The organism is Faecalibacillus intestinalis (assembly GCF_003024685.1).
Taxonomy (GTDB): Bacteria; Bacillota_I; Bacilli_A; order Erysipelotrichales; family Coprobacillaceae; genus Faecalibacillus; species Faecalibacillus intestinalis.
On sequence record NZ_PYLQ01000004.1, the window covers coordinates 32,006 to 56,146 of the forward strand.

Annotated in this window: 22 protein-coding genes; 16 read left to right on the plus strand and 6 right to left on the minus strand. The window is 27.9% G+C overall.

The features are described from left to right. The first annotated feature begins 52 nt into the window (after positions 1-52). Positions 53-1,978: a DNA topoisomerase IV subunit B gene (parE, locus tag C7U54_RS04260; protein ID WP_022001275.1), complete on the plus strand. Its 1,926-nt coding sequence runs from the start codon at positions 53-55 to the stop codon at positions 1,976-1,978. A gap of 9 nt (positions 1,979-1,987) precedes the next feature. Further along, a complete protein-coding gene (parC, locus tag C7U54_RS04265; RefSeq protein ID WP_107029431.1) occupies positions 1,988-4,606 on the plus strand; it encodes a DNA topoisomerase IV subunit A in 2,619 nt (872 codons plus the stop codon). A 15-nt stretch (positions 4,607-4,621) separates the two neighbouring features. Here the strand turns inward: parC and sigK are convergent, their stop codons facing one another. Beyond that, complete coding sequence (sigK, locus tag C7U54_RS04270) at positions 4,622-5,311, minus strand: RNA polymerase sporulation sigma factor SigK (RefSeq protein ID WP_107029510.1); 690 nt, start codon at positions 5,309-5,311, stop codon at positions 4,622-4,624. 135 nt (positions 5,312-5,446) lie between these two features. On the opposite strand from sigK, the gene yqeH reads away from it, so the two are divergent. From yqeH to C7U54_RS04310, 8 genes are all read left to right on the plus strand, one after another. Continuing rightward, positions 5,447-6,541, plus strand: a complete 1,095-nt coding sequence (gene yqeH, locus C7U54_RS04275) for a ribosome biogenesis GTPase YqeH (RefSeq protein ID WP_107029432.1) — start codon at positions 5,447-5,449, stop codon at positions 6,539-6,541. 13 nt (positions 6,542-6,554) lie between these two features. Continuing rightward, positions 6,555-6,842 (plus strand): ribosome assembly RNA-binding protein YhbY, encoded by a 288-nt coding sequence (yhbY, locus tag C7U54_RS04280; RefSeq protein ID WP_022001271.1) that lies wholly within the window; start codon positions 6,555-6,557, stop codon positions 6,840-6,842. Then, the gene (locus C7U54_RS04285) at positions 6,839-7,936 is read left to right on the plus strand and encodes a nicotinate-nucleotide adenylyltransferase (protein ID WP_022001270.1); all 1,098 of its coding nucleotides are present in this window, start codon (positions 6,839-6,841) and stop codon (positions 7,934-7,936) included. Before yhbY ends, C7U54_RS04285 begins: the two co-directional genes overlap by 4 nt. Then, positions 7,929-8,270 (plus strand): ribosome silencing factor, encoded by a 342-nt coding sequence (gene rsfS, locus C7U54_RS04290; RefSeq protein WP_022001269.1) that lies wholly within the window; start codon positions 7,929-7,931, stop codon positions 8,268-8,270. Before C7U54_RS04285 ends, rsfS begins: the two co-directional genes overlap by 8 nt. After that, positions 8,270-8,983 carry a class I SAM-dependent DNA methyltransferase gene (locus C7U54_RS04295; protein ID WP_022001268.1) on the plus strand — a complete coding sequence of 238 codons (714 nt, stop codon included), beginning with the start codon at positions 8,270-8,272 and terminating at the stop codon, positions 8,981-8,983. The genes rsfS and C7U54_RS04295 overlap by 1 nt, the downstream gene beginning before the upstream one ends. 4 nt (positions 8,984-8,987) lie before the next feature. Beyond that, the gene (locus C7U54_RS04300) at positions 8,988-9,674 is read left to right on the plus strand and encodes a 5'-methylthioadenosine/adenosylhomocysteine nucleosidase (RefSeq protein WP_022001267.1); all 687 of its coding nucleotides are present in this window, start codon (positions 8,988-8,990) and stop codon (positions 9,672-9,674) included. 11 nt (positions 9,675-9,685) lie between these two features. Further along, entirely contained in the window at positions 9,686-11,989 is a 2,304-nt protein-coding gene (locus C7U54_RS04305) for a peptidase U32 family protein (protein WP_107029433.1), read from the plus strand. A gap of 105 nt (positions 11,990-12,094) precedes the next feature. Then, positions 12,095-12,430 (plus strand): helix-turn-helix domain-containing protein, encoded by a 336-nt coding sequence (locus tag C7U54_RS04310; protein ID WP_022001265.1) that lies wholly within the window; start codon positions 12,095-12,097, stop codon positions 12,428-12,430. Between the two features lie 2 nt (positions 12,431-12,432). Here the strand turns inward: C7U54_RS04310 and C7U54_RS04315 are convergent, their stop codons facing one another. After that, positions 12,433-12,978: a metallophosphoesterase family protein gene (locus C7U54_RS04315; RefSeq protein ID WP_022001264.1), complete on the minus strand. Its 546-nt coding sequence runs from the start codon at positions 12,976-12,978 to the stop codon at positions 12,433-12,435. 154 nt (positions 12,979-13,132) lie between these two features. On the opposite strand from C7U54_RS04315, the gene C7U54_RS04320 reads away from it, so the two are divergent. From C7U54_RS04320 to purF, 5 genes are all read left to right on the plus strand, one after another. Continuing rightward, a complete protein-coding gene (locus C7U54_RS04320) occupies positions 13,133-13,450 on the plus strand; it encodes a PTS sugar transporter subunit IIB (RefSeq protein ID WP_022000846.1) in 318 nt (105 codons plus the stop codon). A gap of 66 nt (positions 13,451-13,516) precedes the next feature. Continuing rightward, complete coding sequence (locus tag C7U54_RS04325; protein WP_022000845.1) at positions 13,517-13,831, plus strand: PTS sugar transporter subunit IIB; 315 nt, start codon at positions 13,517-13,519, stop codon at positions 13,829-13,831. A gap of 98 nt (positions 13,832-13,929) precedes the next feature. Beyond that, positions 13,930-14,202: an ACT domain-containing protein gene (locus tag C7U54_RS04330; protein WP_022000844.1), complete on the plus strand. Its 273-nt coding sequence runs from the start codon at positions 13,930-13,932 to the stop codon at positions 14,200-14,202. Between the two features lie 11 nt (positions 14,203-14,213). Next, positions 14,214-15,578 carry a PFL family protein gene (locus tag C7U54_RS04335; protein ID WP_022000843.1) on the plus strand — a complete coding sequence of 455 codons (1,365 nt, stop codon included), beginning with the start codon at positions 14,214-14,216 and terminating at the stop codon, positions 15,576-15,578. Between the two features lie 84 nt (positions 15,579-15,662). Beyond that, a complete protein-coding gene (gene purF, locus C7U54_RS04340; protein WP_032090053.1) occupies positions 15,663-17,078 on the plus strand; it encodes an amidophosphoribosyltransferase in 1,416 nt (471 codons plus the stop codon). Between the two features lie 336 nt (positions 17,079-17,414). Here the strand turns inward: purF and C7U54_RS04345 are convergent, their stop codons facing one another. Further along, on the minus strand, positions 17,415-18,692 hold the full coding sequence (locus C7U54_RS04345; protein WP_107029434.1) for a helix-turn-helix domain-containing protein: 1,278 nt from the start codon (positions 18,690-18,692) through the stop codon (positions 17,415-17,417). 611 nt (positions 18,693-19,303) lie between these two features. Between C7U54_RS04345 and C7U54_RS04350 the strand changes: the two genes are divergently transcribed. Next, a complete protein-coding gene (locus C7U54_RS04350) occupies positions 19,304-19,618 on the plus strand; it encodes a PTS sugar transporter subunit IIB (RefSeq protein WP_032090055.1) in 315 nt (104 codons plus the stop codon). A gap of 591 nt (positions 19,619-20,209) precedes the next feature. On the opposite strand, the gene C7U54_RS04355 is transcribed toward C7U54_RS04350, so the two are convergent. The 3 genes from C7U54_RS04355 to C7U54_RS04370 form a co-directional block, all read right to left on the minus strand. Then, the gene (locus C7U54_RS04355; RefSeq protein ID WP_107029435.1) at positions 20,210-21,391 is read right to left on the minus strand and encodes a phosphopentomutase; all 1,182 of its coding nucleotides are present in this window, start codon (positions 21,389-21,391) and stop codon (positions 20,210-20,212) included. Continuing rightward, complete coding sequence (gene xerA, locus C7U54_RS04360) at positions 21,381-22,304, minus strand: site-specific tyrosine recombinase/integron integrase (protein WP_107029436.1); 924 nt, start codon at positions 22,302-22,304, stop codon at positions 21,381-21,383. The genes C7U54_RS04355 and xerA overlap by 11 nt, the downstream gene beginning before the upstream one ends. A gap of 635 nt (positions 22,305-22,939) precedes the next feature. Beyond that, positions 22,940-24,136 (minus strand): DNA polymerase IV, encoded by a 1,197-nt coding sequence (locus C7U54_RS04370; protein ID WP_022001571.1) that lies wholly within the window; start codon positions 24,134-24,136, stop codon positions 22,940-22,942. Between the last annotated feature and the right edge of the window lie 5 nt (positions 24,137-24,141).

Here is a 24,141-nt window from a genome sequence, read left to right on the forward strand (position 1 = left end):
AAAAACAAGAGTATTGATATAATAGTTCAAGTATAACAAAAGGAGTGATTATATGGCAAAAAAGAATACATATGATGAGTCAAATATACAGATTCTAGAAGGATTAGAAGCAGTTAGAAAAAGACCTGGTATGTATATTGGATCTACAGATAGTAGAGGATTACATCATTTAGTTTGGGAAATTGTTGATAATGCAATAGATGAAGCTCTTTCTGGATATGGTAATTTAATAGAAGTCACTATTTGTAAAGATAATAGTATTATGGTACAAGATCATGGACGTGGAATGCCAACAGGTATGCATGCTTCAGGAAGGCCAACAACAGAAGTTATTTTGACAATTCTTCACGCAGGAGGTAAATTCTCTGAAGATGGTGGTTATAAGACTTCGGGAGGACTTCATGGAGTAGGTGCTTCTGTTGTTAATGCGCTTTCTCATTGGTTAGAAGTGACTGTTTGTAGAGATGGAAAGATTTTTAAGCAACGTTTTGAAGATGGCGGAGAAACAATAGGAAAATTAACAGTTATTGGAAAAACAAAAGAAACGGGAACATTGATTCATTTTTTACCAAATGATCAAATTTTTTCAACAATAGAATTTAATTATAAAACAATTAGTGAAAGGCTAATGGAAAGTGCTTTTTTATTAAAAGGCATCAAAATTGTTTTAAAAGATGAAAGAACTGGAAAAATGGATGAATTCCATTTTGAAAATGGATTAGAAGCATTTATTGATTATTTAAATACTAATAAAGATGTACTTCATCCAACAATTTCTATTGAAGGTGAACAAAATGGGATGGAAGTAGATATTGCTTTACAATTTACTTCTGGATATCAAGAAACGACATTATCATTTGTTAACCTTGTAAGAACGGGTGATGGTGGAACACATGAAACAGGTTTTAAATCTGGACTTACAAAAACATTCAATGATTATGCGAGAAAATATGGTCTATTAAAAGAAAAAGATAAAAATTTAGAAGGAAATGATGTACGAGAAGGGCTTTCAGCGATTATTTCCATTAAAGTTCCTGAACATTATTTACAATTTGAAGGGCAAACAAAATCAAAATTAGGAACACCAGAAGCTAGAAATATTGTAGATAGTATCGTATATGAAAAATTATCTTATTTCTTAGAAGAAAATAAAGAAATTGCAGATAATCTTGTTAAAAAAATGATTAAAGCTGCTCAAGTAAGGGATGCAGCAAGAAAAGCAAGAGAAGCAGCAAGAAAAGGAAAAGGTGCAAGACAAGAAAGAATATTAAGTGGGAAATTAGCTCCTGCTCAAACTAAAAATAAAAAGAAAAATGAACTTTATTTAGTCGAAGGGGATTCTGCCGGAGGTAGTGCTAAACAAGGACGAGATAGAAAATATCAAGCAATTTTACCTTTAAGAGGAAAAGTTTTAAATAGTGAAAAAGTATCCTTACAAGATATTTTGAAAAATGAAGAACTTGCGACATTAATCAATACTATTGGTGCTGGATTTGGTGCGGATTTTAAAGTTGAAGATAGTCATTACGATAAAGTTATTATTATGACCGATGCAGATACGGATGGAGCCCATATCCAAATATTATTATTAACTTTCTTCTATCGCTATATGAAAGATTTGATTACAGCAGGGAAAGTTTATATTGCTCTTCCACCTCTTTATAAAGTATCTAAAAAAAGTGGAAAAAAAGAAGAGGTTATTTATTGTTGGGAAGATTATGAACTTGAAGATGCTAAAAAGAAAATTGGCAGAGGATACAATGTTCAACGTTATAAAGGTTTAGGGGAAATGAATGCTTCTCAATTATGGGAAACGACCATGGATCCCGAAACAAGAACCTTGATTCAAGTTTCAATTGATGATGCTGCTGTGGTTGAACGTAATGTGACTGTTTTAATGGGTGATAAAGTTGAGCCAAGACGTGAATGGATTGAACAAAATGTACAATTTACATTAGAAGATAATTATCAAATTTAGGAGGTTTTTATGTCTGATAAAAAAATTGTTATGAATTTAGAAGCAATCATGGGTGATCGCTTTGGAAAATATTCAAAATATATTATTCAAGAACGTGCACTTCCTGATGTACGTGATGGATTAAAACCTGTTCAACGTAGAATTCTTTATTCAATGAATAAAGAAGGAAATACGGCTAGTAAACCTTATCGTAAGTCGGCAAAAACGGTAGGGAATGTTATTGGTAATTATCATCCTCATGGTGATATGTCAGTTTATGATGCAATGGTTCGTCTTTCGCAAGAATGGAAAATCAGAGCACCATTAATTGATATGCAAGGAAATAATGGATCAATTGATAATGATCCTGCTGCAGCTATGCGTTATACAGAGGCTAGACTTTCACCAATTGCAAGTGAATTATTAAGAGACTTAGATAAAGATACTGTATTAATGTCTTTAAACTTTGATGATACAGAGTATGAACCAACGGTTTTACCAGCTGCATATCCTAATCTTTTAGTCAATGGATCTACTGGAATATCAGCTGGATATGCAACAGATATTCCACCACATAATTTACAAGAAGTTATTGATGCAACAATTCATCGAATTAAATATCCTCATTGTCATTTAGATAAATTAATGGAATTTATCAAAGGACCTGATTTTCCTACAGGCGCTATTGTTGAAGGATTAGATGGTATTAAAAAGGCCTTTGAAAAAGGAAAAGGAAAAGTTATTGTTCGAGCAAAAACTGAAATTATTGAAGAAAAAAACATGAATCAAATTGTGGTTACTGAAATTCCTTATGAAGTCAATAAAGCTGAATTAGTAAGAAAAATTGATGAGATTCGTTTTAATAAGAATATTGATGGTATTTTAGAAGTAAGAGATGAATCAGACAGAGAAGGTTTGAGAATTGTTATTGATTTGAAAAAGACTGTAAATGTTCAAAATACTCTCAATTATTTTTATAAAAATACAGATTTACAAAAAAACTATAACTATAATATGGTAGCCATTAAGGATAAAAGACCTGTTTTAATGGGAATTGAAGAAATTCTAGATGGTTATATTGATCACCAAATTGATGTTGTAACACGAGCAAGTTTATATGATTTAAATAAAGCAAATGAACGTTTGCATATTGTTGATGGGTTAATTAAAGCAATTTCTATTTTAGATGATGTTGTCAAAACAATTCGTGTATCAAAAGATAAAAGCGATGCAAAAAACAATTTAATAAAACAATATGCATTTTCTGAAAAGCAAGCAGAAGCAATTGTGATGCTACAACTTTATCGATTGACTAATACTGATATTGTTTCTTTACAAGAAGAAAAAGCAGAACTTGAAAAACGTGTTCAAAGATTGAATGAAATATTAGAAAGTGATGATGTTTTACGACAAGTCATCATTAAACGTCTTAAAGAAATCAAACAAAAATATCCTATGCCTCGTTTAACACAAATTAAAGAAGAAGTTAGTGAAATTAAAATTGATGAAAAAGCTATGATTATTTCTGAAGATATTTATGTATCTGTTACTAGAGATGGTTATATTAAACGTATTTCACAAAGATCAATGAAAGCAAGTACGAATATTCCATTTGGTAAAAAAGAAGATGATATTCTTATTTCTTTACATCATGCAAATACTTTAAATCATGTATTGTTATTTACTAATAAAGGAAATTATTTATTTGTACCAGTTCATAAAATAGAAGAATTTAAATGGAAAGATTTAGGTAAACATGTAAGTTATCTTGTAAAAGTAGGTGCAGATGAAAAAATTATTTCTTCAATTCTTGTTCAAGATTTTAATTTACCTCTTTATATTTTAATGGCAACAAAAAATGGTCAAATCAAAAGGACGCTTTTAAAAGATTTTGAAGTTTCTAGATATTCAAAAGCAATCACATGCATGAAAGTAAAAGAACAAGATACTATGATTTGTGCTTTACTTACTGATAACCAACAAGGAATATTTATTGTTTCTAAAGCTGGCTATGGTGGATTATATAGTGAACAAGAAGTATCGATTGTTGGTTTAAAAGCTGCAGGTATAAAAGCTCTTAATTTAAAAAATGATTCAATAGCAGCGGTTGATGTGTTTGATCCTTTAGAAAATTATTCAGTATTGATTCTTAGTGAAGACGGTCAAATGAAACGTTTAAAATTGAATGATATACCAGCATGTAAACGTACAACTAAAGGAACAACATTGTATAAAAATTTAAAAACGAAAACAATTTATGTAAAGAATGCATTTGTACTTTCATCTAAAGAAAGTGCTTCTGTCTATACTTCAAAATCTAAAGAGTATACATTTAAGCCAACAGATTTCAATAACGCTTCATTAGAATCAAGATTTTCATCGTTTATTAAGTTAGAAAAAGACGAAACTATTTTATGGAGTCAAATAAATCGAGTAATCACAACAAATGATTACGATGTAAAACAAGAAAATCAAAATTTACAAAGTGGTGTTATTGAATTAAAAGAAAGTAAAGAAAAAACTTTGTTAGATGATTTTGATATTCAAGAAGTCCCTATTAAAAAAGAAACATCTAATTCAAAAAAGAAAAATACAATTAAATATGAAAAGATTACGTTAGAAGATATTTTAAATGATGATGAATTTTAAAAGAAGGATGATTGATTATCCTTCTTTTTCTTGTAAATAACATTTTAATAATTTAATTAATGCTCTTTTTTCTATTCGAGAAATATAAGAACGTGAAATGTGATACTCTTTAGCAATTTCTTTTTGGGTCATTTTTTTAGATGAATTTAGACCATAGCGTTTTATTAAAATATCTTTTTCTTTTGAAGTTAATACATCAAAACATTGAATAAGCTTTTGAAGATTATCAGCATCATATATTTGATCTAAAATAGGTTTTTCCTTATTATCAATTAAATCTTCTAAAACAACTTCACTGCCATCTTTATCAACTCCAATTACTTCATTTAAAGAAACTTCTTGATTTATTTTTTTTGCTGATCTTAAATGCATTAGAATTTCATTTTCTATACATTTTGAAGCATAAGTTGCTAATTTGGTTTTTTTATCAATACTGTAACTATCGATGGCTTTAATAAGTCCAATAGTGCCAATTGAAATGAGATCTTCTTGCAAATCTCTATTGTTATTATATTTTTTTGCAATATGGGCAACAAGCCTAAGATTCTTTTCAATAAGTAGATCTCTGGCGGCTTTATCGCCATTACATTTTTTTTGTAAGTAAAATTGTTCTTCTTTGAAAGTGAGTGGTAAATCAAAAGTTTTAGACTTGATATAAGATATAAAGTAAGCATTATTCAATAATGAAAGTAATAAAGAAAATATGTTGATCACCTCATTATAATTAATGCTATTTTTGACAAAAAATGATAAATAAAATTAATATTTCTTTTGCTTAACATTTCTTTAAAAATCAAGTATAATAGGGTACAATTGTTATGTGATAAAGAGAGGTAATTTATGGAAGAGTTAAGATGTTATGGCTGTGGAGCTATTATTCAAAGTGAAGATGAAAAAAAGATTGGTTTTGTTCCTAAAAATGCACTAGATCGAAGTCAAGTATTATGTAAAAGATGTTTTCGTTTAAAAAACTATCATCAATTACAAGCAACAAATTTATCAGATGATGATTTTCTTGAAATTTTGAATAAAATTGGAGAAAAGGATTGTTTAGTTGTTTATCTTGTTGATTTATTTGATTTCAATGGAAGTTTAATTCAAGGATTGGTTCGTCATATTAATTATAATGATGTCATTGTTGTTGGTAATAAGAGGGATATTTTACCTCGTTCAATCAAAGATACGAAAATTATTCATTGGTTGAGAAGACAACTTAAATTAGAGGGAATTAAACCGTTAGATGTGTTACTTACAAGTGGAAAAAAGAATTATCATTTAGATGAATTAATGCAAATGATCGATCAATATAGAAAAGGTAGAGATGTTTATGTTGTAGGAGTTACTAATGTTGGTAAATCATCTTTAATCAATTCTTTATTAAAAGCCTATAGTGATGTTCAAGATAATTTAATTACAACTAGTGAATTTCCTGGTACAACATTGGATCTTATTGAAATTCCATTAGATGAAAATTCATCCATTTATGATAGTCCAGGTATTGTCAATAGACATCAAATAGCACATCTTGTTGATGAAAATACATTAAAAGATATTTTACCACAAAGTGAATTACGACCTGTTAATTATCAGTTGAATTGTAAACAAACTTTATATTTTGGTGGATTAGCACGTTTAGATTTTTTAAATGGCTCAAAAACATCGATGACATGTTATTTTCATAGAAGATTGCAAATTCACCGTACAAAATTAGAAAATGCGGATGCTCTTTATAATCGACATAAAACATTAAAACCTGAAGTTGAAGAATTAAAAGATATTCAATCATTTAAAACATATCAATTTAGATTACCTGAAAATAAAGTCGATGTTGTTATTTCAGGATTAGGATTTGTGACAATTCATTGTCCAAATGCATTAATAGAAGTGAAAGCTCCCGAACAAGTTGGAGTCTTTATAAGAGAAGCGTTAATTTAAAGGAGGATATATTATGTTAACTGGAAAACAAAAAAGATTTTTAAGACATGAAGCGCATCATTTAAACGCTATTTTTCAAATTGGGAAAGATGGTTTACATGAAAATCAAATTATTGGAATTGATGAAGCTTTAGAATCAAGAGAACTTATTAAAGTAAAAATTTTAGAAAGTTGTCAACAGGATAAAAATGAAATCGCACAAGAATTATCTTTAAAAACTGATGCTGAAGTTGTTCAAATATTAGGGCGTACAATCATTTTATACCGTGAAAGCGAAAAGGAAATTTATCGTTTACCATGAAAATAGGAATTTTTGGAGGTTCTTTTGATCCTATTCATTTAGGTCATACAAGAATCATTAATGAAGCAATTATATCTCTTCAACTTGATAAGATGTTAATTGTACCTACCAAACACAATCCTTGGAAAGAAGACAGTGTTGCAAATAATCAACAACGTATAGAAATGATTCAAATTGCACTTAAAGATAATTCAAAATGTGAAGTTTGTACATTAGAAATTGATCGACAAGATAATGAAAAAAATTATACGATAGATACAATTAAAGAATTAAAAAAAATATATAAAAATGATCAGCTCTATTTTATGATGGGAATGGATCAGGCAAGCCAATTTGATAAATGGAAATCTGCTAAAGAAATTAGTGAACTTGTTCAATTAGTAGCTTTTAATCGAAAAGGATATCAAAAAAATGATGTTTTAAATGATTATCATTTTGAATTTATTCAAGCTGATTCAACGGCTGAATCAAGCACTCAATTTAAAGCGGGAAATAAAGAAATCGTTGATCGAAATGTTTATACATATGCATTTCAAAATGGCTTATATTTAGAAAATTTTGTTTCAGGATATATGAGTGAAAAAAGATTTAAGCATACATGTTCTGTTGCAAAACTTGCTAGAGAATTTGCTGTTGCAAATGGAATTGATGGTAAAAAAGCATATATTGCAGGAATGTTGCATGATATTGCCAAAGAAATGGATAAAAAACAAGAAGATGATTTGATGGAAAAGTATTTTAGTAAATATGTTGATAAACCAAGAGCAATTTATCATCAATGGTTATCAACATATTTAGCACAAAAAGATTTTATGATTGAAGATGCTGAAATATTACAAGCAATTCGTCATCACACAACAGCTTCAACAAACATGTCCTTGTTAGATATGTGTGTATATTGTGCAGATAAACTTGATCCTTTAAGAGGATATGATTCTTCAAAACAAATTGTATTATGTAAGGAAGATATCATAGAAGGTTTTAAAGGAGAACTAAAGAATTTTTATAAATTTTCGAAGAAGAAAAACAGACCTATTGATGAATGTTTTTTTGATGTTTATCAAGTATATTGTAAAGGAGATTTAAATGGATAAATTAAAAACAATTGTAAAAGTATTAGATGAAAAATTAGCAGAGGATATTGTTGTTATTGATATGTCAATTGACAGTCCTATTTGTGATTATTTTGTAATTGCAAGTGCAAGCAACGAAAGATTACTTCTTGCATTAAAAGATCATATTGAAGATGCTTGTGATAAAGAAAGATACTATGTAAAAAATATTGAAGGTAGAAAAAATTGTAAATGGATTTTAATGGATTACGGTGATATTGTTGTTCATTTATTTGATCCAGAAGAAAGAAAAAATTATGGAATTGAAAAACTATGGTCTGATAAGCCATTTGTTCAAGTAGAGGATATTTTATAATGTCGTACGAAGCATTTGCCTATTATTATGATAGTTTAATGGATCAAGATTTTTATAATGATTATATTCAATTTATTAATGAGCATGTAAAAGATTATCAAACTGTATTAGAGCTTGGATGTGGTACAGGAGAAATTGCAATACGTTTGGCTCATTTAGGAAAACAAGTTTGTGCTACAGATATTTCAAAAGATATGTTAGAGGTTGCTAAATACAAATGTATTGATTTTAAAGCGGATGTTATGTTATCACGTATTGATATGTGTGATTTTGCAGTTGATAGTCAATTAGATCTTATTCTTTGTTTATGTGATTCTTTAAATTATGTTATTGATTTAAAAAATGTAAAACAAGCATTTGAAAATACGTATAATGCTTTAAAAAAAGGTGGATCATTTATTTTTGATATTGATTCTATGTATAAAATGGAAACAATTTTAAAAGATTATGATGAAGAAAATGATGAAGATGATTTTTATTTTCATTGGCATGTTGATCGTATCAGTAAAGGATATGTAAAACATAGTGTAGAAATTATTGATAAAGTAGAAAATGATCGAGTTTATGAAGAACATTATCAAAAAACGTATGATGTTGAGACCTATATTGAATTATTAGAAAAAATTGGTTTTAAAAACATTAAGTTATATAGTGATTTTTCTAAATATGGTACTGAATGTGAAAGAGTTATATTTGTATGTCAAAAGGGGTGATTTTATGATAGGTATTATTGGAGCAATGGAAGAAGAAGTAAAGGCTTTGTTAGATAAAACAGAAGATATTCATGAAAATAAAATTTTAGATTGTGTTTTTTACGAAGGAAAAATAGATAATAAACAAGTCGTTATCTTACAAGGTGGAATAGGAAAAGTAAATTCTGCTATTTGTGTAACATTATTACTCACAAATTATGATATTGAATATGTTATTAATATTGGTTCAGCTGGTGGTTTAAAGGATTATCAAAATGTTGGTGATGTTGTAATTTCTAGTCATGTATCATATCATGATGTTGATTTAACAGCTTTTGGGCGTCCTATGGGTGAATTACCAGAACTTCCTGTATTCATTCCTGCAGATGAAAATTTGGTTAATAAAGCAAAAGATATTCTTCATAAAATGAATATTCATGAAAATGTTGGATTAATTGTTTCTGGAGATCAATTTATTGCTCAAGAAGGACAAGTTTCTAAAATAAAAAAAGATTTTCCAAATGCATTATGTTCAGAAATGGAAGCTTCTGCAGTAGGACATACTTGTTATAAATTTGGAGTTCCTTTTATTATAACAAGATCTTTATCGGATGTTTATGGTCATGGTGAATCTTCTATGCAATTTGATGAATATTTAAAAATTGCTAGTGAAAATTCGGCTAAATTATGTGTTGAATTAGTAAAAGCCTAAGGAGGGTTTTCATGAAAAAAAGAGAAGATATAGAATTATTAGCTCCTGCAGGGAGCTTTGAAGCATTAGTCGCTGCTGTTCAAAATGGCGCTAATGCTATTTATTTAGGTGGCCAAAAATTTGGGGCACGAGCGTTTGCTCATAATTTTGATTATGCTGCATTAAAAGAGGCTGTAGATTATTGTCATTTAAGAAATGTTAAATTATATGTTACTGTAAATACTCTTTATAATAATGCAGAAATCGATGAAATTTTTGATTATTTAAAATATCTTTACCATATTGGTGTAGATGCTCTTATTATTCAAGATATGGGGCTTTTTTCTCTTATTAAAAATCATTTTCCTGATATAGAGATACATATGTCAACACAAGCAAGTGTTAGAAATATTGAAGGAGTCAAATATTTTGCTAAACAAAATATAGATCGTGTTGTACTTGCAAGAGAAATGAACATTCGTGAAATTGAAGAAATATGTCATAATTGTTCAATTGATATTGAAGTGTTTGTTCATGGTGCATTATGCATGTCATATTCTGGTCAATGTTTAATGTCATCAATGATTGCTAAAAGAAGTGGAAATAAAGGCGAATGTGGTCAACCATGTAGATTGCCGTATTCTTTATTAGAAGATAATAAAATAATCAAAAAACAAAAATACTTATTATCACCAATGGATCTATGTACAATTGAAAAAGTACCTAAACTTATTGATGCGGGTATTAAATCATTTAAAATAGAAGGACGTATGAAAAGACCTGAATATGTTGGTGAAGTCGTAAAAGCATATCGTCAAGCTATAGATTATTATTTTGACCAAAAAAATTACACGCCTAATATTTTACAGATGAAAAAAGTATTTAATAGAGGATTTACACAGGGATTTCTATTTCAAGATTATCTTAATCTAGCACAAGATATACCTGGAAACCAAGGCATCAAAATTGGTAAAATGATTAATTATTCTAAAAAAAGAAAAATGCTGGATATTAAGTTATCAGATACCCTTTATCAAAATGATCGTATTTATTTTCCTAAAAATGATTTTACACGTACAATTACTAAATTATATAAAAATAATCGATTAGTTAATACTGCATATCAAGGTGATCTTGTTTCTATTGAAATGGATCAGTTATTGGATTTTCAAGATATTTATAAGGTTGTTGATGCAAAAATTGTTGAAAAAAATAGTAAATATATAAAAAATGAACATATTAAATTACCAATTCAAATGAAAGTTTTTGGGTTAATTGGTTTACCATTACAATTAACAGTGATTTATAAAAATAAAAAAATTAGTGTTAAAAGCGATCAATGCATTGAAAAAGCACAAAACGTACCTTTAACAAATGAAAGAATAAAAGAACAATTATCTAAATTAGGAAATACAACTTTTTATTTAGAAAAATGTTCAATACGTTTTCCAAATGATGGAATTATTTCCATTAAAGAATTAAATAATTTAAGAAGAGTGGCTATTGATGAACTTGAAAAAGAAATGTTAGATAAGTCTTTTAGAAAGATGAATGATTTAGAACAATTTAATTGCCCTTCTAAAAAAAGAGAAGATCATAAGAAAATAGCAATTCAAGTATCTGATATTTCTCAACTTGAACAGCTTGATTTGCATGGTGTTGAGCAAGTATTTGTTCCTTTTTACCAATATCAAGCGCAATGCGATAAATATATACCTTATGTGCCATTTTTATATGATGAACAAGATTTTATTGAATTTTTAAATAGTGTTTATTATCAAAAGTGTCAATCAATTCAAGTGAATGATTTTGGTGCATTGAATCTTGTTAGTGATAAAAATATAGTCTTAGGATATCATATGAATATTACAAATAATAAAGCAATTCAAAAATTTAATTTACCATTTGTTGTTTCTTATGAAGCATCGAAAAATGATATACAATCTTTTAAAACAAATCAGGACATTTATTTTACAGCTTACTCACAAATTATTAATATGAATTTAAAATATTGTATTATTTCAAATCATTATTTTTCTAGAAAACAAAAAGGATGTTATTTGTGCAAACAACATCAATATTGTTTAAAAGATAGAAAAGAAATGAATTTTAAAATAGTAACAGATCAATACTGTAATAATTATGTTTTACATACACATCGTTTTTACTTTGATAAAATCAATGATCTAAATGTGGATTATATTTTATTGAATTTTTTAGATGAAACATCTCAAGAAATTCAAACAATTGTTAATGATTATCTTAATATTACAAAACATTTATTATCTAAAAATAAGAATAATTATGATATTTTTCAAGGGTATTTTACAAAATAAAAAATAATTTTTATTAAATGTTTTTTTTAAAAAATAATAATTAAAAAAATATAATTGAATGTCTTTAATGAAAATGCTAAAATTTTTATATGGGAGGATTATTGTATGGCGATTGATACTGAATTAGCAAAAAGATTACGTTCATATCGTAATTTTAAACATTTAACACAAAAAGATGTTGCTGCGCATTTAAATGTTCCTCATTCTGCAATTTCCGATATAGAAAATGGTAAAAGAGACATTACTGTTAGCGAGTTAAAAGTGTTTTCAAATTTATATGGTAGAAGTGTAGAAGAAATTATGAGCGGGAAAAAATATGATTATTATAATATTGCCAATATTGCTCGTTTACTTACTGAACTTCCTGATGATGATTTAAAAGAAATCATGTTTATTATTGAATACAAAAGAAAAAGAAATGAAGAACGTCATTTGAAATAATATTATTTTTGACAAGCAAAACGTTTAAATTCATTCAAAATATCTTGATCTTTATCAATTAAAGATTGGGGTATTTTTTTTTGTGTTCTTGAGTCAAAAAAATCAACATGAAGTTTAGCATCAACAGATACAATAGCATAGCTTCCACATTGAGATTGCCCTCTATTAAACATAATACTACCAGGATTAATAAATATTTTATTCTTATATATTTCATAATGTGGGACATGTGTGTGTCCATGAAAACAAATATGAATATCCGCTTTGTTCATGTAGTCAACTAAATAATCATATCCTGCATAAACATTAAATTTATGGCCATGTGTAATTAATATATTTCCCAATGCTGTTGGCAATGTTGTAGTTAAAGGGAAAAAACCTTGATCATGATTTCCATCTACAATAGTAGCAAATTCTTTTATAAATGGAGAATTTTCGTCAAAACAACTATCTCCACAATGTATTTTTAGATCACATTTTACATTTTCTAAAACTTTTTTTAATTCATCATCATAGCCATGGCTATCGCTTACCAAAAGTATCTTCATAAAAAACCTCCATTATATCAATATAAATTATTATAGTCTAATTTTAATAAAAAATCTATTTTCTGAAATAGAAAAAAAAGAGCGGAAAGGGTTTACATTTAAAAGGATAATTGATAAAATATATACAGGTTATAAATGAGAAGGAGTGTTAAAAATGAAACAAATTTTATTAGTTTGTTCAGCTGGTATGTCTACTAGCTTATTAGTAACTAAAATGGAAGGTGCTGCTAAAGATGCTGGATATGATGCAAAAATTTTCGCATTACCATTTTCTGATGCACCAAGAGTTTTAGAAGACGTTGATGTTATCTTACTTGGCCCACAAGTTAGATTCCAAAAATCTGCTATTGAAAAATTAGCTGCTGGACGTAAAAAAGGACCAATTCCTGTTGAAGTAATCGATATGAGAGATTATGGAACAATGAATGGTAAAGCTGTTTTTGAAATGGCTAAAAAATTAATTGGTGATTAATCACATAAAATAGTAAAAATTGGGGTTAGCCCTTTAAAAAATTAGTTAAGGAAGGTATTTATTATTATGAAAAAAATTATGTTAGTTTGTGCTGCTGGTATGTCTACTAGTTTATTAGTAACTAAAATGGAAAAAGCTGCTGCAGCAATGGGTGATGAAGTTGAAATCTTCGCTTTACCAATTTCTGAAGGAGAAAAACGTGTTGGTGATGTAGATTGTATTTTACTTGGCCCACAAGTTAGATTCCAAAAAAATACTATTGAAAAAGCTATGGAAGCTGCTGGTGTAAGCAAACCATGTGACGTAATCGATATGAAAGATTATGGAATGATGAATGGTGAAGCTGTTTATAAAAAAGCTAAAGCTATGATGGGTGAATAATTCACTAGAGACGACTGTTTAGCAGTCGTTTTTTATTTTAGTCTTTTTTAATTTTTTTTCATATGCTATAATATTCCAAAAGTATAAGGAGGATAATTATGGAAAAGGGTATTATTACTGTTGTTGGGAAGGATCAAGTTGGAATTATTGCTAAAGTTTGTACTTATTTAGCTGATAACAAACTTAATATTTTAGATATTTCTCAAACTATTATTCAAGGATATTTCAATATGATGATGATTATTGAATTACAAAATGCAACAAAAGATTTTGGTGCTATTTGTGATGAACTTAATGAATTAGGAAATGAAATAGGTGTTAATATCAAGTTACAACATGAAAATATTTTTAATAAAATGCATCGAATTTAAAGGAGATTAGAATGATTAACTTATTTGAAGTTGCAGAAACAAATAAAATGATTGAACAAGAAAATTTAGATGTACGTACAATTACTATAGGGATCAGTTTATTAGATTGTATGGATCATGATATTGATGTTTTATGCAAAAATATATATAACAAAATAACAACTGTAGCAAAAGATTTAGTTAAAACGGGTGAAGAAATTGAAAAGAAATATGGTATTCCAATTGTTAATAAACGTATTTCTGTTACACCTATTGGTTTTGTAGGTTCTAATGCATGTAAATCAACAAAGGATTTTGTTAAAATTGCTAAGACTTTAGATCGATGTGCTGCCGAACTTAAAGTTAATTTTATTGGGGGATATAGCGCTGTTGTTTCTAAAGGAATGACACCTGCTGAAAGACTTTTAATAGAATCTATTCCAGAAGCAATGAAAGTAACAAACAATGTTTGTAGTTCAGTAAATGTTGGTTCTACTAAAACTGGAATTAATATGGATGCTGTTAAATTAATGGGTGAAATTATTAAAGAAACTGCTGATTTAACAAAAGAAAATGACTCAATTGGATGTGCTAAACTTGTTGTTTTATGTAATGCACCTGATGATAACCCATTTATGGCTGGAGCATTTCATGGTGTAAGTGAAGCTGATTGTATTATTAATGTTGGTGTAAGTGGTCCAGGAGTTGTGAAAAACGCAATAGAAAAATGTAAAGGTGAAGATTTTGGCAAATTATGCGAAACAATCAAAAAAACTGCTTTTAAAATTACTCGTGTGGGTCAACTTGTTGCTCAAGAAGCTTCAAAAATGTTAAATATCCCATTTGGAATTATTGACTTATCTCTTGCACCTACACCAGCTGTTGGTGATAGTATTGCTGATTGCTTAGAAGGTATGGGATTAAAGAGTGTAGGGGCACCTGGAACTACTGCAGCATTAGCAATACTTAATGATCAAGTAAAAAAAGGAGGCGTAATGGCATCATCTTATGTTGGGGGACTAAGTGGTGCATTTATTCCTGTAAGTGAAGATCAAGGAATGATTAATGCGGTAGAAAATGGAGCATTAACACTTGAAAAATTAGAAGCAATGACATGTGTATGTAGTGTCGGATTAGATATGATTGCTATTCCTGGTAAAACATCATCAGCTACTATTTCTGGTATTATTGCTGATGAAATGGCTATTGGTATGATCAATCAAAAAACAACAGCTGTAAGAATCATTCCAGTAAGTGGAAAAGATGTAGGTGAAACGGTTGAATTTGGAGGATTATTAGGTTATGCTCCTATTATGCCTGTTAATGAATTTGATTGTTCAGAATTTATAAATCGTGGTGGAAGAATACCAGCACCAATTCATAGTTTTAAAAATTAGAGGAAACTCTAATTTTTTAATATATAAAAAATATTGACGATAATAAATTTGCATTATACAATATTTACGTCACGGGGGTATTATATGGATTATATGGATAGAGAATTACACGAAGAATGTGGTGTTTTTGGGATAATTGGTCATCAAGATGCATCACAAATATGTTATTATGGATTACATAGCTTACAACATAGAGGTCAAGAAGCTGCTGGTATCTGTTGTGAAAACAATGGTAAAATGATTTTTCATAAAGGCGAAGGACTTGTTACAGAAGTATTTAACCAAGATAAATTAAAAGAGTTACAAGGTAATTCAGCTATTGGACATGTTAGATATTCTACTGCTGGTGGAGGTGGAATTGCTAATGTTCAACCATTTGTATTTAGAACTATGCAAGGATCTATGAGTATATGTCACAATGGAAACTTAGTTAATGCAAATATTCTAAAACAAGAATTAGAAGAACAAGGAAGCATTTTCTCCTCAACTTCTGATACTGAAGTATTAGGGCATCTTATTAAAAGACAAAGTGGACATATGATTGATAGAATATGTACTTCTTTAGATAAATTAGATGGTGCATTTGCATTTTTAATCATGGTTGATAATAGAATTTATGCTGCAAGGGACAAATATGGATTACGACCTTTATCAATTGGAATTTTACCAAATGGTGCTTATGTGTTTGCATCAGAAACATGCGCATTAGATGTCGTTGGAGCAAAATTTGTAAGAGATGTTGAACCAGGTGAAATTGTTAGGGTAAAAGATGGAAAATTATTAAGTAAGATTTATACAAAAGATCCATTACAAGATAAAATATGTGCTATGGAGTATATTTATTTTTCAAGACCTGATAGTAATTTAGATGGTATAAACGTTCATACAACAAGAAAATTAGCAGGTAAGCAATTATATTATGAAAATCCTATCGATGCAGACGTTGTTATTGGTGTTCCAGATTCATCGATTTCAGCAGCAATTGGATATTCAGAAGCATCAGGAATTCCTTATGAAATGGGATTGGTAAAAAATAAATATGTGGGTAGAACATTTATACAACCAACTCAAGAAATGAGAGAACAAGGTGTACGAATGAAGCTGTCTGCAGTATCGGCAATTGTCAGTGGAAAAAAAGTAGTTATGATTGATGATTCAATTGTACGAGGAACAACTTCGAAAAGAATCGTAAGACATTTAAAAGATGCTGGTGCAACAGAAGTACATGTTAGAATTGCTTCTCCAGCTATTAAATTTCCATGTTTTTATGGTGTAGATACATCTACAATAGAAGAATTAATTTCTAATAAAATGAATGTTGAAGAATTATGTAAATATATTGAAGCGGATAGCCTTGCGTTTATTAGTGAAGAAGGATTAAAAAAATCTATTCATTTTTCAAAAGAACATACATGTGGGTTATGTATGTCGTGCTTTAATGGAAATTATGTAACTAATCTATATGATTCATTTGATAAAGCAAATAAATTTGAAAAATAATTTATTTTGATATTATTCAACAATTCAACAATTGCTAAAGTGAAAAGTTAAATTCCACTTTAAAAAAATGAAAAATAAAAGTAGAATTTACTCTTTCAGAAAGCAGATTTTATAAGAATATTAGGTGATTTGCCTAATATTCTTTTTATTTTGATGGTTGAATTTAGTCTTTCATGTGATTGAAAACCAAATTTTGTTATGAAAGAGTACTATTTTGGGGCGCATTAAAGCTGTGCGTTTTTGTCAATTTTTTTTGAGTGTAAGACTAAAATCCACTTGAATAAAGTATTGAACTGGCAATCTGTATACCCATTTTCATACATTCTCTGAATGATTTTAATCTTTTAATAAGTAAGGTTTTAAAACAATATTGTCTTTATTGATTCTTTCAATTCCTAAATCTTTGAATTTTTGATAAAGTGCAGGATTCATAAATTCCATTACTTCTAATGGTGATTTACCTTTTAAATGTTCTTTTGATTGAGAATTGATATGTGAAACTATTAGATTTGCTTTTTCCTGACTGTTAAGTCCTAAATCATTTAAATCATTTTCTTTTGGACAAATATAGCGGATTTCTTTATGATTGTTTTCTAAACTTCCTTTTTGACCAGAAGTCATTGGATCACAATAGAATATTCGTGTACGTCTTGATTCATTTTCTTCTTTTTCAAACTCTTCAGCATCACAAAATTCATTTCCTCTATCAGTCTTTATAATGGCAACTTCTTCACTGAAAAGGTCTTCCCCTAAGATCTTTTCTAAAAGATCGACTCCTTCGGCCATTGATTTCGCCGTTTTTTCTTCTTGATAGACGATAAACATGAAGGAATAGTCTAAAAATTTAAATGTTTGCATGAAAGGACATGTAGAACCATTATTGTAGACCGTATCCATTTCAACAACGCTTAGATTTTTATTTTCTGCTGTATAATTAATAAAGTCATCGTATGTACGACCATTCAAATACTTTTTATCTTCTCTTTTTTTATATTTATTAGAAGCCTTTTTGGTTATTTTTCTTTTTGTTTTGATTCTAAGATCGATATCGAGAAGTCCAAATTCTCTAAAGATACCATTTTCAATATAGTTGTAGAGCGTTTTTTCAGAAATATTCAATTCAGGATGATTGGTAACGATATGATAGGGAGAATGCTCGGCTTTAATAAGCGGAACGATAATATCAGCCATAGCTTTGCATTCTTCATATGACATATTGATACCAGTTCTAGAATCAACAAGGTCTTCTCTATATTTTTTATGAGAAAAATCAGCCTTGTATCTATACTTATCATAGCGACAATGCGTATATTTAGAACAGCCGTTACATGCACCAGGAGAACGATCACGACGATTGCAGGTGAAAGGTTTAAAATCAGCACAATTGTCACAGACATGATTGTGAGAACAGTTTTTCATATTAGCACAATTAATTTTATAAGAAGATTTGTGAACAAGTTCTCTATGTTTTTTGATTTCTTTACCAACAGTAGACTTGTCCTTGCCGATGGTAAGAGCGATAGCAGCAGCTTTAGTAGAGCCGTTTTCGATACCTTTTTCAATGATGATTCTTTCTTGAACAGTAAGATGTAAATTTTTATTGTTAGAAGACATGATAATCTACCTTTCATGAAAATGGAAAACAGATATCAGGTAAATTATACAGGTGAAAGAGTAAATTCAACTGGAAGCTTGTGAAAGACTAAAATCCACTTTGTCATATCTAAAGTGGAATTTAACTTTTCACTTTAGACAATTCAACAATTATTGACATATTTATTGAAATATTTCAATTTTTACTGTATTCTTTAGATGTTGGTAGTAGGATCATCTTAAAATTAGAGATATCCTAAAAGAGCAATATTTATTTTTAATATTGCTTTTTATTTTAACAACATTATATACAAATAAATAAAATATATTTGCAATCGTTGAAATGACTTTTTATATTACTATAATACTTGTTGTTTTACTGCTTAGCATTCTAGATGTTAAAAATAGAAATCATTTAGTATAAGATTAAAATGCACGAATTGAAGTTGTTAATTTACAAATTATTTTGTATGAAATCGAACAGGGTAAGTTATTTATGAAAATAAATTTAATAGTTTTTGTTATAAATGATAATATTTGAAATCAAATTACAAAATTTGAATTCAAGTAGATTAAATTGCTTAAAAAATATAAACTTATTATGGTAGATAAAAGATAAAGGAGAATTTCAAATGAAAAAAATCATGTTAGTTTGTTCGGCTGGAATGTCGACAAGTTTATTAGTAACAAAAATGGAACAAGCAGCAGAAAAAGTAGGAGATGAAGTAGAAATCTTTGCTCTTCCAATGTCTGATGGAATTAACAGACTTTCAACTGTGGATTGTGTTTTACTTGGCCCACAAGTTAGATTCAATTTAGGAAAAATTAAAGAAGAAGCTGCCAAAGTCAATCCAGGACTTCCAGTAGATGTTATTGATATGAAAGATTATGGAATGATGAATGGTGAAAAAGTATACAATTATGCTAAAAAACTAATGGATGAATAAATTTTAATAAAAAGACTATTATAATTTTTAAGATCTATTATTTATAGAAGGAAAATAATTTGCATCTTGCATTTATTTTCCTTTTAAATTTTAACTATTTTCCCAGGAGGCGTCGAAACAGAAGTTATGAATAGTCAAAAAAATATTAGTCAATTTGGTATGGGAAGAATTAAGGCTGTAATTAATGTAAAAATAAGCTATAAAATAAGGTGGCATTTAGCCACCTAAAGAGTTATTTTTATGTACTTAGTACTTCGCATAATGTATATTATATAACTTTTATAATGTATAAATAGTTTTTTATTATTTTAACTATTTATATACTTGTATTATATAATAATAAAATATGTGCATAACATGATAAGTATTACGGAAATAAACATAACAAATATGAATATAGGTTTATTATTACTTTTAAGATTTTTATATAAAGCTAGAAATGAAACGATAAATAATAATATAGATATAAGATAAAATGAATATAAAATAATATTACTGTGCATTTGAATTGCAAATATAAATAATAAAGCTCCTAATAAATCCGCAAATAATGAATAAAGAAGGATTTTTCTATTTTCCATTTTTCTATCCCTATTTTAATAATTCTAATATAGATGAACCTATACCGTTATATTTAACATTGAAGTTATCGCAAATTGTAGAACCGATAATTCCAAAAGAATTACTATCATTTAATACTTTCATTTCATTAAATTGTTTTGAATAAATTATAAGTGGTACTTGTTCACGTGTATGATCTGTTCCTCTATATGTTGGATCATTTCCATGATCAGCAGTAACCATTAATAAATCATCATTTTTTAATTCGTTTATTAATTCTCCTAATTGTACATCGAATTCTTCAATTGCTTTTCCATAACCAGCAGCGTTTCTTCTATGCCCATAGACCGCATCGAAATCAACTAAGTTAATAAACGCTAAACCATTAAAATTGCCACTTGCTAATTCAATAGTTTTATTCATACCATCTTCATTACTTACTGTTTTAATTTTTCTTGTAATCCCTTGATCAACAAATATATCTGGTATTTTCCCTACACCTATAACATCTAATCCCGCATCTTTTAAAGAATCAAGCGCAGTTTTAGAAAATGGGGCTAATGCATAATCATGTCTATTAGATGTACGAGTAAAATGTCCTTCTTTTGTTCCTATATATGGTCTAGCGATAACTCTACCAACCTTCCATTTATCATCCATAGCTATTTCTCTAGCAATTTGACATGCATGATATAATTCTTCTAATGGGATAATATCTTCATTTGCAGCAATTTGAAAAACAGAATCGGCAGAAGTATAGACTATCCAATCCCCCGTTTTGATTTGATGTTCTCCATACATATCTAGAATTTTAGTACCACTACATGCAATATTTCCTACACATTTTCTACCAGTTTTTTTCTCAAATAGGTCAATAAATTCTTTAGGAAAACCGGTATCTGTAAATGTAATAAAAGGTTTTTCTGTTTTAAGCCCCATCATTTCCCAATGTCCAGTCATTGTATCCTTACCATTCGATGCTTCATTTAATTTTAAAATATAAGCTTGTGGATTTTGTGTTTTGGCAACACCTTTAAAATCACCTAAATTACCAAATCCTAAATTTTGCAATGTTGGTATATTTAAACCATCACATATTGAACAAATATGACCAACGGTATTTGCTCCAAAATCATTATATTTTTTTGCGTCTTTTGCATTTCCAATTCCCATTGAATCACAAACAATGAGAAAAATTCTATTAAATTTCATGAATACTATCTCCTTTTTTTATTTTTGCTCTTAACTGATATTTATTATAATCATCAATAATTTTATTATTTGAAACATGAGTATAAATAGTGGTTGTTGAAATATCACTATGCCCAAGTAATTCTTGAATAGAACGTAAATCAGCTCCATTTTCATACAAGTGAGTTGCAAATGTATGTCGAATAGTATGAGGCGACACTTTCTTTTTGATATTTGCATTTATACATGCTTTTTTTAGGATTTTATAAAAATACTCACTAGATATTTTATTTAAATGATTATTAAAAAACAAGTAATCATTATCTTTAAAATCTAATTTAGGATATCTAAAATCATAAATATAACATGATAAAATTTTACATACATAGTCATTTAAAGGCAAAAGCCTTTCTTTATCCCCTTTTCCAATTACATTTAAATATTTCATTTTTAAATTAAGTTGTGATAATTTTAAATTACACAATTCAGAAACTCTTATACCTGTCGCATATAATAGCTCTAGCATAGCTCTCATTCTAGCATTTTTAAAATTATCCATTTCAATACTATCAAGTAATGTTTTTATTTCTTCCACATTTAAAACCTGTGGAAGTCTTTTCGTATTTTTTGGTAAATCAAAAGTCTCCATAAGATTTTTTTCAACAATTTCTTCTTTCATCAAAAATTTATAAAATGAGCGTAGTGAAACCATTTTTCGTGATAAAGAAGATGCTGCTAAAGATGTAAATTGTTGTAAATATTTTCTGATCATATCTTTATCAATTTGATTGATTAAAACAACTTGATTTTGTTTTTGAATATAGTTTATAAAATGTTCAAGATCTCGCATATAATTTTTTAATGTATTATCTGATACCTTTTTTTCTATTAATAAATATTGTTTATATTCGTTAAGTGCATCATATATGTTCATATTACCACCATATTTATTATATCACGAATGATTATTGAAGAACAATTTTATATAAGGTAAATTTTTAACAGTGCAGATATGAATATTAAAAAACATATAATAATTAAGTAATTTAAAATATAATTAAATAAATATTTTAAACTGAAGTTATCTTTTTGTATGAAAGTTAATTTGAAACTTTGTATAGAAAGATAAGTTGACATAAAAGACATCACATACGTAATTAAAATTTCAATAATCATTTGAGGTAATACAATAATAAAAATATTATGAAACGAAAGAAGTGATTGATAATATTTAAAAATAAAAGAAATAATACATAAAATTCTATAAATGATTCCAATTGATATAACGGGAGCACCAATAAAACTTGTTGCTGAAACCATGATGATTATTATGTACAAAAACGTACATAATAGATACGAATTTAGTTGATGTGTTTTAAAGAATATGAGATCAACCGAAATTTTATAAAGAGAATATTTATTTAATGAAAAAAATATAATTGAAATAATTGTTGAATAAAGAAAATTTAAGAATAAATATTGATGCAAATACATATTTTTCTTTTGAATAAAAAAAGACATCATATCTCCTCCTATAGCATAGGATATGATGTCTTCTTTTTTTTATGATTATTCTTTTCTGTACTTATTTTTTGATTTATTTAATAAAGCAGAAGCCGTTGTCAAATGATATTTATTCTCACTATTAATTTTATTGATTACAGCCTCTGTTGTTTTTATTTTATTTTTCTCAATATTTTTGTCAAATAGACTTACTTGTTTTTTATAACTGCTTCGATTGATAACATTATTTAACGAAACTCCAATAAGTCTAAGAGGTTTTCCACTATAATTTTTATCAAATAAGTATTTTGCAGTAGAAAGTATTATCTCATATTCATTGATATAATCAATTAAAGGAGTTTGTCGAGTAACTGACTCAAATCGAGAATACTTAATCGTAATACTGATCGAATTGCCAATCAAATTTCTTTTTTTTGCTCTAAATGAAACTTTAGAACATAATATACGTAAAGTTTCATAAATAGTCTCTATATCATTTGTATCGTATTGTAAGGTTGTTGAATTACCTACAGATTTTAATTCGTTTTTTTCAGTATTAACTTTAGAAATATCTATTCCATTGGCTTTTCTATATAATAGAAGTGCATTTTTCCCAATAATCTGACGTAATTTATTATAGTTATCATAATTAGCTACATCTCCAATAGTTAAAATACCCATTTCTTTGAGTTTAGGTGCAGTTTTTTTACCGATTCCAAACATTTCAGAAACATCAAGGGGCCAAAGTAATTGTTTATAATTAGATTTATTTAAAATGGTAATACCCATTGGTTTTTTCATATCACTAGCCATTTTAGCCATAAATTTATTAGGAGCAATTCCAATAGAACATTTTAATTTTAATGTATTTAAAACATCATTTTGAATGATTTTTGCAAGTTTGTAAGGATGAATATTATGTTCGATAATGTAATTAGAAAAATCAACATAACATTCATCAATACTTGCTATTTCTAACAAAGGACTATATGTTGAAATCAATTCAAAAAATTGACTTGATAAACGTCTATATAAATCAAAATTTACGGGTTTTATGATTAAATTTTTACATAATTGTTTAGCTTGAAATAATGGCATTGCAGAATGGATTCCATATTTTCTTGCTTCATATGAAGCAGTAGAAACAATCGCACGCCTATTATTTCCAGATATTACTAAAGGTTTTCCTTCCAAAGAAGAATCATTTGCCATTTCAGCACTTGCATAAAATGCATTTAAATCTATATGAAATATAATTTGCATATAGC

Bases quoted from the DNA above. Each gene is read 5' to 3' on its own strand.
- parC (WP_107029431.1), top strand. From the start codon at position 1,988: ATGTCTGATAAAAAAATTGTTATGAATTTAGAAGCAATCATGGGTGAT.
- parE (WP_022001275.1), top strand. From the start codon at position 53: ATGGCAAAAAAGAATACATATGATGAGTCAAATATACAGATTCTAGAA.
- xerA (WP_107029436.1), bottom strand. From the start codon at position 22,304: ATGAACATATATGATGCACTTAACGAATATAAACAATATTTATTAATA.
- C7U54_RS04285 (WP_022001270.1), top strand. From the start codon at position 6,839: ATGAAAATAGGAATTTTTGGAGGTTCTTTTGATCCTATTCATTTAGGT.
- C7U54_RS04355 (WP_107029435.1), bottom strand. From the start codon at position 21,391: ATGAAATTTAATAGAATTTTTCTCATTGTTTGTGATTCAATGGGAATT.
- C7U54_RS04345 (WP_107029434.1), bottom strand. From the start codon at position 18,692: ATGTCTTCTAACAATAAAAATTTACATCTTACTGTTCAAGAAAGAATC.
- C7U54_RS04330 (WP_022000844.1), top strand. From the start codon at position 13,930: ATGGAAAAGGGTATTATTACTGTTGTTGGGAAGGATCAAGTTGGAATT.
- C7U54_RS04315 (WP_022001264.1), bottom strand. From the start codon at position 12,978: ATGAAGATACTTTTGGTAAGCGATAGCCATGGCTATGATGATGAATTA.
- C7U54_RS04305 (WP_107029433.1), top strand. From the start codon at position 9,686: ATGAAAAAAAGAGAAGATATAGAATTATTAGCTCCTGCAGGGAGCTTT.
- C7U54_RS04320 (WP_022000846.1), top strand. From the start codon at position 13,133: ATGAAACAAATTTTATTAGTTTGTTCAGCTGGTATGTCTACTAGCTTA.
- rsfS (WP_022001269.1), top strand. From the start codon at position 7,929: ATGGATAAATTAAAAACAATTGTAAAAGTATTAGATGAAAAATTAGCA.
- yhbY (WP_022001271.1), top strand. From the start codon at position 6,555: ATGTTAACTGGAAAACAAAAAAGATTTTTAAGACATGAAGCGCATCAT.
- C7U54_RS04325 (WP_022000845.1), top strand. From the start codon at position 13,517: ATGAAAAAAATTATGTTAGTTTGTGCTGCTGGTATGTCTACTAGTTTA.
- C7U54_RS04300 (WP_022001267.1), top strand. From the start codon at position 8,988: ATGATAGGTATTATTGGAGCAATGGAAGAAGAAGTAAAGGCTTTGTTA.
- C7U54_RS04350 (WP_032090055.1), top strand. From the start codon at position 19,304: ATGAAAAAAATCATGTTAGTTTGTTCGGCTGGAATGTCGACAAGTTTA.
- C7U54_RS04335 (WP_022000843.1), top strand. From the start codon at position 14,214: ATGATTAACTTATTTGAAGTTGCAGAAACAAATAAAATGATTGAACAA.
- C7U54_RS04310 (WP_022001265.1), top strand. From the start codon at position 12,095: ATGGCGATTGATACTGAATTAGCAAAAAGATTACGTTCATATCGTAAT.
- C7U54_RS04295 (WP_022001268.1), top strand. From the start codon at position 8,270: ATGTCGTACGAAGCATTTGCCTATTATTATGATAGTTTAATGGATCAA.
- purF (WP_032090053.1), top strand. From the start codon at position 15,663: ATGGATTATATGGATAGAGAATTACACGAAGAATGTGGTGTTTTTGGG.
- yqeH (WP_107029432.1), top strand. From the start codon at position 5,447: ATGGAAGAGTTAAGATGTTATGGCTGTGGAGCTATTATTCAAAGTGAA.
- C7U54_RS04370 (WP_022001571.1), bottom strand. From the start codon at position 24,136: ATGCAAATTATATTTCATATAGATTTAAATGCATTTTATGCAAGTGCT.